Genomic DNA, 16,470 nt, shown 5'->3' with positions numbered 1-16,470 from the left:
GTTCGGCTCGCCCGCCAGCACAATTCCCACCCCCGCCTCCGCCGCCGCGATCAGCGCGCGGGTGTCGTTGCTGCGCAGCTGACCGCGCGGCTCGACTTCGATCTGCGTGTCGCCGTCCTTGAAGATCCACGTTGGGGGCGCCGGAAAGCTGTCGAACGCGTAATCGAGGCACACGTGCTGCGTGAGTTCATGCGGATGCGCCGGCGTTCCGTGTGCGGCAAGATAGGCCGGCGCGGCGCACGGCACGAGCCGATAGGGTGCGAGCGGCCGCGCGACCAGTTGCGAGTCGGGCAGCGCGCCGATCCGAAACGCGACATCGAAACCATCCTGCAAGAGGTCGAATTGCCGGTCGCTCAGCACGAGATCGACCTTCACGTCCGGGCAATCCGCGAGAAAGGCCTTGATTTCATGCGCAAGCCGGAATGCGCCGAACGCGACGGGCGCCGTCACGCGCAGCGTGCCTTGCGGGTGGGCAGTCTGCGCGAGCGCGACGGCCTCGGCGGCAGCCGCCTCTTCGAGCACGCGCCGGCAGGCTTCGAAATAGGCGCGGCCGGCTTCCGTGAGTGCGTGCTTGCGCGTCGAGCGCTGCAGCAGGCGCACGCCTAGCGTCTTTTCCAGCGCGTCGACGTGCTTGCCCGCCATCTGCGGCGTCATCGCGAGCATGCGCGCCGCCGCCGTGAACGAACCCGATTCGGCGGTCTTCACGAACACGGTCATGCTGGTCAATTTGTCCACGATTCGAAATCCGCCGTTTCAAGTCTTTTATCTGGAGAGCCGATTATCGCATGCGAGTTTCGGCGCTACGCTGGCGTCTCCATTACCAACCACGGGCTTCCCATGAACGAACATCGATTGGCTGTCGGCATTCTCGGCGCGGGCGAGATCGGCTCGACGCTGGGCAAATTGCTCGCGCAGGCGGGGCATGAAGTGACGCTCTCGTCGCGCGATCCGAAAGCGCGCGCGGCAGAGGCGGCGGCGCTGGGCTGCGAAATCGGCACGCTGGAGCAAGCCGCGGCGTTCGGCGAGATCGTGATCGCGGCGCTGCCGCTGTCCGCGCTCGGCGAAATACCGGTCAAAACGCTCGCGGGCAAAGTCGTCATCGACACGATGAACTACTACCCGGCGCGCGACGGCGCCATTGCCGAATTCGACGAACACCGCAAGGCTACGAGCGAGCACGTTGCGCAGCAACTGAATGGCGCACGGGTGGTGAAGGCGTTCAATGCGATTCTTGCGTACGATTTGCCGCACGAGGAGCGGCCGCCCGTCGAAGGCGGACGGCGGGCGCTACCCGTCGCGGCAGACGACGAAGCGGCGAAGGCGCTCGTGTCCGTGCTGCACGCACAGCTCGATTTCGACGTGCTCGATGCGGGTTCGCTTGCCGATAGCTGGCGCTTCGAGCGCGCAAAACCGGCCTATTGCATTGCGCTGAACCACACGCAACTGCGCGCCGCACTCGCCGCGGCCGAACGCGACAAGGAACTGCCGCATGGCTCATGGCGCCGCAAACCGCGGCAGGATTGAGGCTCACCGATACCGGATAAATCGCCTGGCATACCGAATCGAATAGCACGAAACCGCCGCGATCCGCCACCCGGAGGCGCTGTAACTGAAGTGGGGAGGAAGCTACGCGCGGGCCAGAACGGCCCGGCGAGCGCCGCCGCAGGCGGGGGCGCGAAATAACGGGGCGCAGCGGCTCGCAGCCGTTGCGCCCGGCAAGCCGTGCTTAGTCGTAGTGACGGTGCTTATGGTGCTTGCCGTGATAGCCGCGCGAATAGTCGTCGGCGTAGGAGTTCGAACGCGAGACATTGCCGCCGAGCGCCGACCCTGCGCCGCCGCCCACGGCCGCGCCGATCAGGCCGCCCGTGCGCCCGCCCATGGCGTTGCCAGCCGCCGTACCTGCGCCGCCGCCGAGTGCGCCGCCGATGATGGCGCCCGTGCGCTCGCGACGGTTCGACGTGACCGCGCCACCCGCGCCGCCGCCCACCGCGCCGCCGATCACCGCGCCGGTGCTGCCGCCCACGGCGCCGCCCAAAGCCGCGCCGGCGACGCCGCCGAGCGCGCCACCCAGTGCGTTGTTCATATCGCCGGCGAGCGCCGGCAGCGAGGCTGCAGCAGTCAGCGCAGCAACGGCAACCATCTGGATGATTTTCTTCGACATAGTTGTTCTCTTACGTTTTTGAGACGGACCGAGTATAGCGGCCAACGTGAAAGGGCTTTGTAACGCCTAAGGCCAAGCCCCGTAAGAGGTGTAACAAAATGGCTTGCTTCGGGTCGCGCCCCGAAGCCGCGTCGCGACGCCGCTCAATCCAGCCTGAACACCTTGACCGCGCTGGCGAGCAGCGCCGTCTGGCGATGCTGCTGCCTGACCTGCTCGACCGTGTCGGCGACGTGCGCCGCGTTCTCGCGTATGGCCGCGTCGATGCCGGCGATGTTCTCGCCCATCTGGTCGATGCCCGCGCGCTGCGCGCCGGCGGCCGTCGCCATTTCGTGAACGATGGTCGACAGGCGCGTGACGCTTTCGAGCACTTCGCCCACCGTGTTGCCCGCGCTTTCGACGAGACCATTACCCGTGCGTGCGCGCTCGACCGACTCGCCGATCAGCGCCCGGATCTCCTTCGCCGCCGAGGCGCTGCGCTGGGCCAGCGTGCGAACCTCCTCCGCCACGACCCCGAAGCCCCGTCCCTGATCGCCCGCGCGCGCGGCCTCGACAGAAGCGTTGAGCGCGAGAATGTTGGTCTGGAACGCGATGCCGTCGATCACGCCGATGATGTCGGTAATGCGTTCGCACGAGCGATAAATGTCGCCCATCGTCTCGATCACCGACTTGATCGCCCCGCGTCCCTGCGTTGCGACCTCGCTCGCCGAGCCCGCCAGCGCACTGGCCGCCATCGCGTGATCGACGCTCTCGTGCACGCTTTGCTTGAGCTGCTCCATCGCTGCGACCATGCCTTCGAGCGACCGGCGCTGCTGCCCGGTCCGCTCCGAGAGGACGGCGTTACGCGCGCTGGTGCCTGCCACGGACTCCGAAACTTCACTCACGCTGTCGCGCACCTGGAGCAGCGTCTTACGCACGGCCGCAAGCGTGGCGTGGAATGCGCCTGCTACGTCGCTTGCGGGCCGGCTCGCCAGCTCGCTCAGCGTGATGTAACCCGAGGCCTGGCCGATTCCCTCCGACATGGCCGCGAGTTCGCCCGCGATGTTCGCGTCGCGCTCCTGGCGCGCCGAAATCGCCGCGATGAACAAGGTTTGCAGCCAGAGAAACGCCCAGTGCTGCGCCACGACATCGAAGCCCGTCTGCGCAAAGACCCTGACAGGCCAGCCCCACGCCTGAAAATAGTTGAACGCGAGTTGCTGGACAGAAATAACGGCGGTAGCGAGGAGCACGACCTGCACGTCGCGATAGGCAAGCAGCAGCGAGAGCAGGATGAACACGACGAAGTGAAACTCGTCCTGGCCGCCTCCCACGTCGATCAACAGGGCCGCGCCGCCCATGAAGGTGAGCGCGGACCCCATCCTGGTGATCCTGTACCCTGGCAAAGCAAGTGCGAGCAGGGTGGACACGAGCGCGAGCGGCAATCCGACGACGAGCACCGGCGTGAGCGCGTCGAAGTGCCAGCCGATACCGAAGGCGCCGGCCAGAAGAATCCAGTTGACCAACGCGCAAGCCCTGTCGGCTCGTTTGCGCGCGTTCATCAGGGGGCTTTCGACGGCCGCTCCCCGGCGTGCGACGTTGGCGGGGTCGTACGCCCCGCCAAACGGGGCTTCTGCGAAATTGTTGGACATGGAATCCCCGACTCTTGATTGACAATTCAACTTACTACCAGATGAAGCAGACAGGTCTAATCACATTACGCAGTTATCGGCAAGCCAACCTGTAACTAGATAAGGGAAATCCATTGAAGAATTTAAGTTGACTTATCATCCATTGTCATTTTGACGACAGCTGTTGTAACGGGACCTAACAAAACTGCACCGGCCCGCGATGGTCCGCAGAGGCATTTTTGTGGCAGGCTTGGCTCATTCGACCGCCAGGAGGCACTGCCATGTCCCGAACCCCCCACTCCGTTTCTGCGTTGTCGTTTGCACGTCCCACCTACGGCTTGACGGTGCGCGTGCTGCATTGGCTGACCGCGCTATGCATGTTCGTGGTGATCCCGGTGGCGTGGTACATGACGACGATGGACCGTCATGACCCGTCGCGCGGCAGTTGGGTGAATTTCCACAAATCGATTGGTCTGACCGTCCTGCTGCTCACGCTGATCCGCGTCGTGACACGGCTTTCCGGCACTGCGCCGCCGCTGCCGCAACGCATTCCGGCGTTCGAGCAAAAGCTCGCGCATATCGGTCATGGCCTGCTGTATCTGATTCTCTTTGCGATGCCGATCAGTGGATATATCAACTCGTACGGCGGCGGCCATCCGGTGAACTGGTTCTGGCTGTTTCAGGTGCCCGCCGTCGTGCCGGCAGACAAGGCGCTCGGTCATCTCGGCTCGAAGATCCACTACTGGCTGGCTTTCCTGACGTACGTACTGATCGCCGGGCACGTGCTCGCAGTGATCTACCATCAACTGGTGCAGCGAGTGGACATCCTGGGACGCATGACGGGACGCGCGGGCAAACGCTGAGGCGCGGGTCATCACACACAGGTTGCGCTGATTGAGCGTCGCGCGTCGCCGCGATCCATGCGGGACTCGAAGCCGGCGTCAACGTGCTCAGCACCGGCGACTTCCATGACTCGCGCCACAACGAAACCGTCGTGGGCGCCGCGATCGAGGACCGGCGCGACGAAGTCCTCCTGAGCGCGTAATTCGGCGCGCACTTTTCGCTCTCAGTGCCGAACGCCAGGGAAGTCCCCAATTTTCCAAGGCCACCACGCGCACTACTTTACGGAAATTGAAACGTTTCAGTTTCACGAGGAATGGGCTGCATGAATGTGCCGAACCGCTCCCTGCCTACTCTGCGCGAGGTTGCCGAAGCCGCTGGCGTGTCGGTCGGCACCGCGTCCAAGGTCCTGTCCGGCAGTTCCGACGTCAGCGCGCACCGCGCGCAAAGCGTACGTGAGGCCGCACAGCGACTCGGCTACCGGCGCAACAGCCTGGCAGCCGACCTGCGCCGGAGTCGCCCGAAGTCGATCGGATTCGTGTTGCCTGACCTGACCAACGCGTTTTTCGTCGATCTGGCGCGACTCCTTGAAAACGAAGCGCTGAAAAATGGCTACCGGCTGATACTCGCGCACGCCGACGAGGACCCCGAACGCGAACTGGAGCGAATCCGCTTCGTGCTGTCACGGCAGATCGCCGGCATGATCGTGATTCCTTGTCGCGGCTTCGGGCAGGCGACCAACGAAATTCGCGCGGCAGGCGTTCCGCTGGTCATGGCTGACCGCGTTGACGAAACGTTCCCCGAGCATACGATTACGATCGACAGCTATCGGGCAGCTTACGAAGGTACGCAGCATCTGCTTGCGCTCGGCCACCGGCGCATCGCGTTCCTTGCCAATACGCTCGAACTCGTGAACTCGAAGGCGCGCGCCGATGGTTATGCGGATGCGATGCGCGAGGCAGATCTCTCACAGGAAGTCGACGTCGTGCGGTGCGGAATGACCGCGGAGGAGATCCATGTCACGACGTTACGCGCCTTGCACCGGTCGCGCCGCCCCACCGCGCTGTTCGCGGGCGGCAACGTGACGACGCTCGGCGCGCTGCGCGCGATGCGCGACGCGGATCTGCGCATACCCGAAGATCTTTCGCTGCTGTCTTTCGACGATGCACCGTGGATGTCCGTGCTGCGGCCGTGCCTGACCACCATTCGCCAACCTGTCGAGGATATCGGCCACTCGATATGGCAACTGATGTGGGCGCTCATCAATGACGAACAGCGCGACACCGTCCATCTCAAGCTGAAGGCCGAATTGCAGGTGCGCGAAAGCACCGCGCCTCCCGCGCACAGCAGTGCGCCCCCCGGATCCACCGTAGTCTGAGCAGTACCGCGACCGGCGCGGACCGCGCGTCCGGCGCGGACCGCGCGTCCGGCGCGCTCACAATAATCCAGGAGACACCCTCGATGAACCGCAATCGCCGCATTCTCACCGGCGCGCTATTTGCCGCTCCGCTCGCCGGGCTCGTCACATTGCCCGGTCGCACGTTCGCGCAAGGCCGCAAATATCGCTTCGGATTTTCGCAGGTCACGACGGTCGAACCGTGGCGCGTGCAGTTCAACAAGGACATGAAGGCCGAGGCCGCGAAGCATCCGGAGATCGACTTCGTGATCGCCGACGGGAACGACCGCACCGACAAGCAGAACGCAGACATGGAGAACTTCATCGCGCAGAAGATGGACGTGATCTTCATCTCGCCGAAGGAGTCGTCGGGGCTCACCGGCGTCGTCGCGAAGGCATACAAGGCGGGCATTCCTGTGTTCGTCCTCGACCGGCCAGTGAACGGTGACCAGTACACCCAGTTCGTCGGCGGCGACAACGTGTTGATCGGCAAGGGCGCGGGCCAGTTCATCGTCGAGGCGCTCGGCGGGGCGGGCAAGGCGAAAGGCCAGATTGTCGAAGTATGGGGCGGCTTTGGCGCACAGGGCTCGCACGATCGCCATGACGGCATGATCGCGTTCGTCGGCAAAGAGCCGGGGCTCAAGATCATCGGTCAGCGCGTCGATTGCGACTGGAAGCAGGACAAGGCGTACGACTACATGCGTACGGTACTGCGCGTGAATCCACAGGTCGATCTCGTGTTTGCGCACAACGACCCGATGGCATACGGCGCATACCTCGCTGCCAAGGACGCGGGCCTCGAGAAGAAGATCAAGTTCGTCGGCGCGGACGGCCTGCCTAACGAAGGGGCGGTGTGGGTCGAGAAAGGCATTCTGACCGCAACGTTCGTCTACCCGACGCCGGGCGCGGAGGCGATTCGCCAGGCGCTGAAGCTGCTTGGCGGCGGCAAGATCGAAAAGCAGGTGGTCCTGCCAACGCACGAAATCACCGCGGGTAACGCGAAACAGTTCGCGACGGCCTGAGCGATGAGCACATTACCGCTCACGGGTGCGCAGCCGATGCCGCTGCTCGCGGCGAAGCACGTGTCGATCGCGTTTAACGGCACGCCGGCGCTCGTCGACGTCGGTTTCGACGTCCGCGCGGGCGAGGTCCACGCACTGTGCGGCGAGAACGGCGCCGGTAAGTCGAGCCTGATGAAAGTGCTCGGCGGCCTCTACCGGCCCGACACGGGCGACGTGTCGATCGAGGGCGAACCCGTCGCGCTCGCGTCGAGCGCGGACGCGATCGCGGCCGGCATCGCGGTCATTCATCAGGAGCTGAATCTGGTCGACAGCCTCACCGTCGTCGACAATCTGTTCCTCGGCAAGGAAATCAGGGGCCGCTTCGGCCTGCCCGGCCGCAGTGCGATGCGCAGCCGCGCCGTTGAGACGCTCGCGCGGCTCGGTTTCCGGCGGTCGCCGGATGCGCTCGTTGGCGAACTGCGCGTCGGCGAGAAGCAGCTGATCGAGATCGCCAAGGCGTTGCTCGCGAACGCGCGCGTGTTGATCATGGACGAGCCGACTTCTGCTCTTTCGGACACCGAAGCGCATGCACTCGCGCGGCTCGTGCGCGAACTGCGCGACAAAGGCATCGCCATCGTCCTGATCAGCCACCGGCTGCAGGAAGTGTTCGATCTCGCCGACCGCGTGACGGTGCTGCGCGATGGCCGCCACATAGCCACGCTGCCCGTGGGGCGCGTGGAGTCCGCGCAGCAGTTGGTGTCGATGATGATCGGCAAGCAGTTCAACGCACCGCAGCGCGACGAGCGCGCCGCCGCCGGCCACGCAGACACGCTGATCGACGTGCGCGGCCTCACGCTGCATGGCGAACATCGGCCGGTCGTTCACGACGTGTCGTTCGCGGTGCACCGCGGTGAAGTGTTCGGGCTGTCCGGGCTGCTCGGCGCGGGCAAGACGGAGATACTCGAAACGCTGTTTGGCGTGTCGCCGTGGCCGATGTCGGGCGAGATCGTGATCGGCGCACGGCGCCGGCACTTCGCATCGCCGGCCGAGGCAGTCGAAGCCGGGGTCGGCTTCGTCACCGAGGATCGCAAAAAGGACGGCCTGCTGCTCGACGACACCCTCGAAGCCAACCTGATGCTGCCGAGCCTCGCGAACATCGACGGCTTTCCGTTCTACCGGCGCGGCGCCGCCGCGAGCGCGGCCGCCGGTCAGGCCCGCGCGTCGAACGTGAAATGCAGCGGGGTCAGCCAGACTGTCGCGACGCTGTCTGGCGGCAACCAGCAAAAACTCATCATCGGCAAGTGGCTGATGACGCGCCCCGCGATCCTGCTGCTCGACGAGCCGACGCGCGGCGTCGATGTCGCGGCGAAAGCCGAAATCTATACGCAGATCCTGCAGGCCGCGCGTGGCGGACTGACCGTCGTCGTCGCAAGCTCGGAAATCGACGAGCTGATGTTGCTGTGCGATCGCATTCTCGTGCTGTGCGAAGGGCGTGCGGCGGGGCTCGTCGAGCGTGACGCGTTCTCCGCTGAGCGGCTCGTCGAACTCGCCTCACCCTGATCCAGGAGATTCTTTCATGTCCAGATCCAACGATCACGCGATGGCGATCGCTTCCGGCACGGAACAGCGCCGGCTGCACGCGTGGCTCACTAACGTCAAGTACTACGCGGGCCTGCTCGTGCTGCTCGCATTCGGCGCACTGACCTCGCCGCACACGCCGGACGGCAGCAATATCTTTCTTTCCGCTGCCAACATCTCCGACGTGTTTCGCCAGGTCGCCAATGTCGGCGTCATTTCGGTCGGCATGACGCTCGTCATCATTACCGCCGGCATCGACCTGTCGGTCGGCTCCATCATGGGGCTAGGCAGCGTGCTCACGGCGATCCTGCTGACGACGCCCGGCAGCAACGCGGCGTCGTGGTCGACGCTCGCGCTCGACGCCGCGAGCGTCTTCGCCCTCGTTTTCTTCGCGTGCGCGGCGATGTCGCGTCGCCGCCATCGCCAGACGGCGCGCGCGGCGCTGAATGGCGGCGCAGCGGTCGCGGGCGCCGGTGCGCCGCGCACCGCGGTGCACGCGGCGATCGCCGTCGTATGCGCACTGGCCGCGTGCGCATACGCGTACGTGCAACTGCCGCAGAAGGTCTCATTGTTGAGCGTCATGTGGATGGTGCCGCTCGCGGGCCTCGCCATCGGCGCCGTCAACGGCTGGGTCATCACGCGCGGTCGCATGCAGCCGTTCATCGTCACGCTCGCGGCGATGGTTGGCGTGCTCGGCCTCGCGCGTCTGATCGCGGGGCAGGACACCGCGGTCTATTCGATCTACAGCGGCACCAACGCGACCACCGACATCGAATCGCTGCGTGCGCTGCTGTTCGGCATCGTGCCGGTACCCGCGCTGTTCTTCCTCGTGATCGCGCTGATCGCCGACTTCCTGCTCAATCGCACCGTATTCGGCAAGTACCTGTACGCGATCGGCGGCAACGAGAAATGCGCGGTCGTCTCCGGGCTGAAGGTCGATCGCCACAAGATCGCAGCCTATGCGATCTCCGGGATGCTGGCCGCACTGGTCGGCGTGCTGTATGCGGCGCAGTATCGGCAGGGCAAAGCCGATGCGGGTGTCGGCTGGGAGCTCGACGCGATCGCGGCGGTCGTCATCGGCGGGACGAGCCTGATGGGCGGCGTAGGCCGCATCGCCGGCACGGTGGTCGGCGTCCTGATCTTCGGCTTTCTCGGCAACATCCTGCTGCTCAACAACATCGACAGCAACACCCAACTCGTACTGAAGGGATTCATCATCGTCGTCGCGGTGTTCCTGCAACAGACGAAGCTGCGGCCGCAGGCGCTGCTCACCCATCTGCGCGGACGCCGCGCCCGCTCCACGCACTGAACGACGGCGCGCCGGGCTCAGGAGCCGGCGCATTTTCCGCGACGTCCGCGTCTTTTTGCATGTCTTACCGACAACCCTATTGAAATCAGTGCCATCGCCCATATCGTAGAATTCCGATATATGATTCGGACAGTTACGATGCAGCCGCGATGAAGACCCCCCCTACCACTCAAGCTCTAGACGTCGACGCGATCTGCAAGGCGCTCTCCAATCCGGTGCGCCGCGAGATTCTTGCGTGCCTGCGCGAGCCGCAGGTGCACTTCGGCGACCAGGAGCTGCCGCTCGAAAACGGCGTTTGCGCGGGCAAGATCGACGCGCATTGCGAGCTTTCGCAATCCACGGTGTCCGCGCATCTGGCCGTGTTGCAGAAGGCCGGACTTGTCACGTCCAAACGCGTGGGGCAATGGGTGTTCTTCAAGCGCAACGAGCCGGTCATCGAGGCGTTTATCGCCCATATGAACGCGCAGTTGTGACTCTTCAGCGACGAAACATCCGCTGAATACGCATCGTCCGTTTCGACTCCTGTATCGCTTTTCAGCCCGCGGGCCGCGCCCGCAGACAAGGTGACCCTACATGGCAACGCTTTTTGACCCCATCCAGATCGGCGACCTCACGCTGCCGAACCGCATCATCATGGCCCCGCTCACGCGTCAACGCGCAGGTGAAGTGCGCGTGCCCAACGAGCTCATGGCGAAGTATTACGCCGAACGCGCCACGGCCGGCCTCATCATCAGCGAGGCGACCTCGGTGACGCCGCAGGGCGTCGGCTATGCCGAAACGCCGGGCATCTGGTCGCAAGAGCAAGTGGAAGGCTGGAAGATCGTGACCGATGCGGTGCATGCCGCGGGCGGACGTATCTTCATGCAGCTGTGGCACGTGGGCCGTGTGTCCGACCCTGTGTTTCTGAACGGCGACCTGCCGGTGGCGCCCAGCGCGATTGCGCCGCAAGGCAACGTGAGCCTCGTGCGTCCGCAGCGCGGCTTCGTCACGCCGCGCGCTCTCGAAACCGTAGAGATCGCCGACGTGATCGCCGCGTTCCGCCAGGGTGCAGTCAACGCGAAGGCGGCCGGGTTCGACGGCGTGGAAATCCACGGCGCGAACGGCTATCTGCTCGACCAGTTCCTGCAGGACAGCACCAACCAGCGCTCGGACGCCTATGGCGGCTCGATCGAAAATCGCGCGCGCCTGCTGCTCGAAATCACCGACGCGTGTATCGACGTTTGGGGCGCGAATCGCGTGGGCATGCATATCGCACCGCGCGGCGACGCTCACACGATGGGCGATTCGAATCCGGCGGCGACGTTCGGTTATGTGGCGCGCGAACTCGGCAAGCGCAAGATCGCGTTCCTCTTCGCGCGCGAATCGCTTGGCGACAACCGTCTCGGGCCGCAGCTGAAGGCCGAATTCGGCGGTCCGTTCATCGCGAACGAAAAGTTCTCGCTGGAATCGGCGCAGGCCGTACTGGCGGCAGGCGAAGCCGACGCGGTCGCGTGGGGTCAGCTCTTCATCGCAAATCCCGATCTGCCGCGCCGTTTCGAACTGAACGCGCCGCTCAACGCGCCGAATCCGTCGACTTACTACGCGCGCGGCGAAACGGGCTACACGGACTACCCGTCGCTCGAAACCGCGGCATAAGGACTGCGTGCGGCCCATGGCCGCATGCCATCAGGCGGCCACGGCGCAGACATTCTGTCTCGCCGTGGCCGTTTTTCGCTGGAAGTCCCGAAAATGCGGGGTCTCGCGCGAGCGGGCGCTAAAGTTCAGACAGATCACGCTTTCGACCCGCTGCCGGCGTTTTTTGCGTGATAGGCGGATTCAATTGGTATCCCGCGCCCCGATGTCCTTGAATGGAAAGCCCCCTCCCAACCCCTCCTCGCTGACCGGAGCCAAGTCATGCCGAAGACCGCCGATGCTTCCGAGATCGTCCATACCATCGCCGAAGAAACCAATACGCCGGAGGAAACGGTCGCGCGCATCTACGCCGACACGCTCAATGAATATCGAGCGCAAGCGCGCATCCTCGACTATCTGCCGCTTTTCGCCGCGCGCAAGACACGTGCGACGCTGCGGCAAAATGGCACGAAGCCGCACTGATCGCCGTCTGTCAGCTTGTCTTTGCGCCGGTCACACGCAGGCCGGCCGCCCCACCCCGCCACATTTTTTTGGATGATGCGCGCCCGCTTAGGGCTCGCACCGCTGCATCCATAGGCCGTGCCCGTCGCACTCCGGCTGCCAGCGCCCAAGCCCTTCTCTTAAGGTTGGTTTAATTCTTTGCTGCAACCATAGGCTCAACCCCTGTTGAGCCGCCGGAAACATCGGCGGCGTTTTTTTGCGCGGCAAGCCTAGGAGGAGCGAGGTCATGGTTGAAGACGATGTGCTGGTGCACCTGCAGTCCCTGCTGCGCGACGGGGCCGCTTCGACGGTCGCGTCGTGCCGGGTCTCCACGCCGCTCCAGCATCCGTGGGGCCGCGCCTACCGGCTCGTCGAATGGACGACGCCGCTCGATGACAGCGCCCGCCGCCAGGTCGTGCCCGCCGAAAGCACGGCGCTCGATATCGCCCGCCTCGTTGCGCAGCACGTGCCCGGCCGCCGCATTCTGCTGAACGGCGAACCCGCCGCAGTCGAACGACCCCGTACGCGCCGCCGCCGCGCGCCTGGCACCGCGAACGCACGCGCGGTACGCTAGACGCGCCTCTTCCGGGCGGCGCACAAGAGGCGGCTCACGCCGCACGTCCCCAGCACGTCGCCCCGCCACGCGCCCTTCCCGCGGCGGCAGCGTCAAGCCACAAGGCGCGCCAGCGACGCCTCCAGTTCACCGCTCACACGCGTCATCGGCGCGCGCAGTTCATTGCGGATCCGCCCGCAGGCGGCGAGCCCCGCCTTCACCGGCCCCGGATTAGGCTCCGCGAACGCCGCCCGCACGAGCGGCACGAGCGTGTGCCAGATCGCGCGCGCATCGGCGAGACGGCCTTCCTGCAACGCACGCGCCATCCCCACGAAACGCTCCGGCCGCCAATGCGCCGACGCCGCAATCGCCCCGCTCGCGCCCGCGCACATCGCGCCGAACATGTCGATGTCCTCGCCGCAGAGCACCTGCAAACGGCCGTCGAGAAGCAGCGCGAGCGTCTTGTCGAGCGAGCCGCCGCAGTCCTTCACCGCGACGATGCGCTCGTGCCCAGCGAGGTCGAGCAGGCTCGGCAACTCGATGCGCACGCCCGTGCGCGCAGGGATGTCGTAGACGATCAGCGGCTTGCGGCTCGCATCGGCGAGCGCCGCGAAGTGGCCGATCACGCCCGCCTGCGAAGGGCGGACGTAGTAAGGCGCGGCCGCCAGCACGCCCGCGATGGGCCGCTCGTTGAGCGCCTCGATGCGCTCGCAGACGGCCGCCGTGTGATTGCCGCTCACGCCCGCCACGACCGGCAGCCCACCCGCCGACGCCAGCACGGTGGCAAGCACGTCGTCCGCTTCCGCGTCGCTCAGCGCGGCGGGCTCGCCGGTCGTGCCGAGCGCGACGAAGCCGGCCACGCCGGCCTCGACGTAATGGCGCACGAGCGCGTCGAGCGCAGCATGATCGACTGCACCGGCGCTGAACGGCGTGATGAGCGGAATCCAGATACCCGAAAACTCAGACATGACTTTCCCTTGAACTCGACCGTATGGAAGGTCCGTTCAGCGGTGCGCAGGAGGGAAGCAAGCCGTGAATGAGGCGGAAGGCAGGGCGCCTTCGGCTGGCTGTTCCGTCGCACATCTGACGGAACAGCGGACTCCGGTCAGATGAGCGGCTGTTTTTTGGCTTTGGCTTTCACCCACGCCGAAGCGGCCTGCGCGAGCGACGACACCGCGCGCGTGGCGGCGGTGATATTCGGCAGGTCGTGGCGGAGCGGGTTACGTAGCATGTCGCGCAGTGTAACCGAGATCGCGCGTGTTCGGGCGCGCGCCAGCAGGCGGCGTGCTGCGCGCCCAAAACGGCCTCTCGAGCGCTCCTCCGACAAAAGAACTTGACTTCTCGCGTCACCGAACTAATATACGCACCGCGTACATTAACCAGAAATCACGGGTGCCAGCATGAGCGTTCCGCAACAAGCCTTTCTCCGTGACGCCATGCGGCGTCTGAACATGACCCGCGACGCATTTGCGAGCCGCATCGGCGTGTCGCGCCGTGCGCTCGATACGTGGCTGCTGCCAGAGGAGTCGCAGGAATCGCGCGCCATGCCGGAGATCGTCGAGCGCTTCGTTTCGGAAATCGTCGGCAACGGCGAGTCGCGCGAGGACTATACGCAAAGCGTAGACTCGCCGCGTTCGCTCGCAAGCCAGATGCAGTTCGAGGGCAAACCGCAACTGCTTTCGGTGGAACAGTTCTCGCGCGACTCCGTCGAGGCGCTGTTCCGCGTGGCCGACATCATGCAGCCCATCGCGCGCCGCCGGAAAATCTCGCGCGTGCTCGAAGGCGCGGTGCTCGGCAACCTGTTCTTCGAGGCCAGCACGCGCACGCGCGTGAGCTTCGGCGCCGCGTTCTGCCGTCTGGGCGGTTCGGTGTGCGACACGACCGGCTTCACGTTCTCCTCGATGGCCAAGGGCGAATCGATCTACGACACGAGCCGCGTGATGGCCGGCTACGTGGACGCGATGGTGATTCGGCATCCTGATCAAGGCTCGGTGGCCGAATTCGCGCGCGCCGTGAACATCCCCGTGATCAATGGCGGCGACGGTCCCGGCGAGCACCCGAGCCAGGCGCTGCTCGACCTCTACACGATCCAGCGCGAGTTCTCGCGCCTCGGCAAGATCGTCGACGGCGCGCATATCGCGCTCGTGGGCGACCTCAAGTACGGCCGCACGGTGCACTCGCTCGTGAAGCTGCTTGCGCTCTATCGCGGCATCAAGTTCACGCTCATCTCGCCCCCGCAACTCGAAATGCCCGCTTACATCGTCGACAAGATCTCGACCAACGGCCATGTGGTCGAGCAGACGCACGACCTGCGCGCGGGTCTGCGCGGCGCGGATGTGGTGTACGCCACGCGCATTCAGAAGGAGCGCTTCGCCGACGAGTCATTCGAAGGCTACACGCCAGAATTCCAGATCAACCAGGCGCTGATGGACGAGTGCTGCAGCGCTGAAACGCTCGTGATGCACCCGCTGCCGCGCGACAGCCGCCCAGGCGCCAACGATCTCTCGACCGATCTGAACCACGATCCGCGCCTCGCGATCTTCCGCCAGACCGACAACGGCATTCCGGTGCGCATGGCGATTTTCGCGGTGCTACTGGGCGTGGAAAATCTCGTGCAGCATTCGATGCGCGACGCCGTGTGGCGTCCGCCCGCGTACCTCGGCCCGGACGACGCCGTGTTCCACGGCATCGACTGAAGCTCGTTGCGCTCGCAACGTCATCGGCCCGCAAGCGTCAAGTCGCGCTTGCGGGCCGATTTGTTTATGGCGTGCTCAAGCGCCTTGCGACGTGCACACGGTCACGCAGGTTAGCCCTTCCGCCTTTTCCGCCGCGTCGATCGCGCTCTCCAACGCATCGAACGGGTGACTCTGGACTTCGATCGCATCGAGCGGCAGTTGCCCGGACTGCACGAGCGCGATCAGCGCACGATAGTCCGCACCGCTGTACATGAAGTGGCCCATCAACTCCCAGTTGTTGATGAGCATCTCGCCATACTTGATCGGCAACTCCACCTCCATGCTGCCCATCAGCACCATGCGGCCGTTGCGGCGCAGGCTGCGCAGCGCGGCGAGCGTGGCGGCCGGATCGGTGGCGTGGCCCACCATGTCGAAGGCGAGGTCAGCGCCGCCGTTCGCGGCCGCGCGGACGGCCTCCACGTCGCGCGCCATCTCGCCGCTGAGCGCGACGGTGACCACGCGGGCGCCGCCGAGCTTCGCTAGCGGCGCCAGCGCCGCCGCGCGCCGCCCGAGCGCCACCACACGGCCCGCGCCGAGTGCGAGCGCATCGAGCACGGCCGCCGAGCCGAACGCGCCGGCCGCACCGTTCACCACCACGGTTTCGCCCGCCGCGAGCCGGCCGCGCCGCAGACCGCCGAACGGCACCACGAGCTTGCCGAGCGCCGCGAGCTGCGCCGAGGGCACATGATCGAGGCCATCGAGCGCGAACACCGTCGAGGCCGGAAACTCGACCGCCTCTCGAAGCGTGCCGTGCGGAAAATCGCCGAGCATGGGGCCGCTGTCGGGGCTGATCGCCGTGAGCCCGAGCAGCGCCTGGGCGGGCTCGCGCAGCGCCTCGTCGGCAACCCAATAGGGGCTCAGCGCCACGCGCTGACCCACGCGATAGCCGTACACGCCTGCGCCGACCGCGAGCACCCGGCCGATGCCGTTGGTCCCCGGCGAAAACGGCCCCGGCGGGTAGCCGTAGGGCAGCTTGCCCTGCACGTACTGGCGCGTATAGCTCAGGAGCGGCACGGCTTCCACGCCCACCAGCAGCGCGCCGCGGCGCGGTTCGGGTTGCGGCACGTCGCGCAGCGCGAGCGGCTGGCCGGGTTGATCGAGCATCCAGGCTTTCATGGCTTCTCCTAGTGGAACGGCATTTGACGATTGATCCGACGGATTGAACTCTAGGCGAGCGAGAC

General features: G+C 65.6%; 16 protein-coding genes and 1 pseudogene. 11 read left to right on the top strand and 6 right to left on the bottom strand.

The features are described 5' to 3' along the window. A partial coding sequence (locus M3I53_RS15645; RefSeq protein ID WP_254316822.1) for a LysR family transcriptional regulator occupies nt 1-735 on the bottom strand: 735 nt, incomplete at its 3' end. A gap of 102 nt (nt 736-837) precedes the next feature. On the opposite strand from M3I53_RS15645, the gene M3I53_RS15640 reads away from it, so the two are divergent. Continuing rightward, nucleotides 838-1,524: an NADPH-dependent F420 reductase gene (locus M3I53_RS15640; RefSeq protein ID WP_254316821.1), complete on the top strand. Its 687-nt coding sequence runs from the start codon at nt 838-840 to the stop codon at nt 1,522-1,524. Between the two features lie 202 nt (nt 1,525-1,726). On the opposite strand, the gene M3I53_RS15635 is transcribed toward M3I53_RS15640, so the two are convergent. Beyond that, the gene (locus M3I53_RS15635) at nt 1,727-2,161 is read right to left on the bottom strand and encodes a hypothetical protein (RefSeq protein WP_069261799.1); all 435 of its coding nucleotides are present in this window, start codon (nt 2,159-2,161) and stop codon (nt 1,727-1,729) included. Nucleotides 2,162-2,304: 143 nt separating this feature from the next. Continuing rightward, the gene (locus M3I53_RS15630; RefSeq protein ID WP_254316820.1) at nt 2,305-3,786 is read right to left on the bottom strand and encodes a methyl-accepting chemotaxis protein; all 1,482 of its coding nucleotides are present in this window, start codon (nt 3,784-3,786) and stop codon (nt 2,305-2,307) included. Between the two features lie 260 nt (nt 3,787-4,046). Here M3I53_RS15630 and M3I53_RS15625 point away from each other — a divergent pair, with 260 nt between their 5' ends. The 9 genes and pseudogenes from M3I53_RS15625 to M3I53_RS15585 all read left to right on the top strand — a co-directional run. Continuing rightward, nucleotides 4,047-4,628, top strand: a complete 582-nt coding sequence (locus M3I53_RS15625) for a cytochrome b (protein WP_254316819.1) — start codon at nt 4,047-4,049, stop codon at nt 4,626-4,628. A gap of 302 nt (nt 4,629-4,930) precedes the next feature. Next, nucleotides 4,931-5,983, top strand: coding sequence for a LacI family DNA-binding transcriptional regulator (locus M3I53_RS15620; RefSeq protein ID WP_254316818.1), 1,053 nt, complete (start codon nt 4,931-4,933; stop codon nt 5,981-5,983). 83 nt (nt 5,984-6,066) lie between these two features. Continuing rightward, on the top strand, nt 6,067-7,023 hold the full coding sequence (locus tag M3I53_RS15615; RefSeq protein WP_254316817.1) for a substrate-binding domain-containing protein: 957 nt from the start codon (nt 6,067-6,069) through the stop codon (nt 7,021-7,023). A 3-nt stretch (nt 7,024-7,026) separates the two neighbouring features. Beyond that, complete coding sequence (locus M3I53_RS15610; protein WP_254316816.1) at nt 7,027-8,562, top strand: sugar ABC transporter ATP-binding protein; 1,536 nt, start codon at nt 7,027-7,029, stop codon at nt 8,560-8,562. Nucleotides 8,563-8,578: 16 nt separating this feature from the next. After that, nucleotides 8,579-9,889 (top strand): ABC transporter permease, encoded by a 1,311-nt coding sequence (locus M3I53_RS15605; protein ID WP_254316815.1) that lies wholly within the window; start codon nt 8,579-8,581, stop codon nt 9,887-9,889. A gap of 149 nt (nt 9,890-10,038) precedes the next feature. Then, on the top strand, nt 10,039-10,362 hold the full coding sequence (locus tag M3I53_RS15600) for a helix-turn-helix transcriptional regulator (protein ID WP_254316814.1): 324 nt from the start codon (nt 10,039-10,041) through the stop codon (nt 10,360-10,362). Nucleotides 10,363-10,462: 100 nt separating this feature from the next. After that, complete coding sequence (locus M3I53_RS15595; RefSeq protein WP_254316813.1) at nt 10,463-11,524, top strand: alkene reductase; 1,062 nt, start codon at nt 10,463-10,465, stop codon at nt 11,522-11,524. Between the two features lie 258 nt (nt 11,525-11,782). Further along, nucleotides 11,783-11,983: a DUF3562 domain-containing protein gene (locus tag M3I53_RS15590; RefSeq protein ID WP_254316812.1), complete on the top strand. Its 201-nt coding sequence runs from the start codon at nt 11,783-11,785 to the stop codon at nt 11,981-11,983. Nucleotides 11,984-12,248: 265 nt separating this feature from the next. Further along, nucleotides 12,249-12,479: pseudogene (locus M3I53_RS15585) on the top strand (DUF2866 domain-containing protein); the annotation flags it as partial. Between the two features lie 188 nt (nt 12,480-12,667). Here the strand turns inward: M3I53_RS15585 and dapA are convergent. Both dapA and M3I53_RS38205 read right to left on the bottom strand, forming a co-directional pair. Next, on the bottom strand, nt 12,668-13,522 hold the full coding sequence (gene dapA, locus M3I53_RS15580; protein WP_254316811.1) for a 4-hydroxy-tetrahydrodipicolinate synthase: 855 nt from the start codon (nt 13,520-13,522) through the stop codon (nt 12,668-12,670). A gap of 137 nt (nt 13,523-13,659) precedes the next feature. Next, nucleotides 13,660-13,785 carry a hypothetical protein gene (locus M3I53_RS38205; RefSeq protein WP_302057695.1) on the bottom strand — a complete coding sequence of 42 codons (126 nt, stop codon included), beginning with the start codon at nt 13,783-13,785 and terminating at the stop codon, nt 13,660-13,662. Nucleotides 13,786-13,954: 169 nt separating this feature from the next. Between M3I53_RS38205 and M3I53_RS15575 the strand changes: the two genes are divergently transcribed. After that, entirely contained in the window at nt 13,955-15,250 is a 1,296-nt protein-coding gene (locus tag M3I53_RS15575) for an aspartate carbamoyltransferase (RefSeq protein WP_254316810.1), read from the top strand. A 75-nt stretch (nt 15,251-15,325) separates the two neighbouring features. Here the strand turns inward: M3I53_RS15575 and M3I53_RS15570 are convergent, their stop codons facing one another. Beyond that, nucleotides 15,326-16,405, bottom strand: a complete 1,080-nt coding sequence (locus M3I53_RS15570; RefSeq protein WP_254316809.1) for a zinc-binding dehydrogenase — start codon at nt 16,403-16,405, stop codon at nt 15,326-15,328. Between the last annotated feature and the right edge of the window lie 65 nt (nt 16,406-16,470).

This window comes from Paraburkholderia sp. CNPSo 3272 (genome assembly GCF_024206495.1).
Taxonomy (GTDB): domain Bacteria; phylum Pseudomonadota; class Gammaproteobacteria; order Burkholderiales; family Burkholderiaceae; genus Paraburkholderia.
The sequence above is the reverse complement of the archived record's forward strand: the minus strand, read 5'-3'. Positions and strand labels throughout refer to the sequence as shown.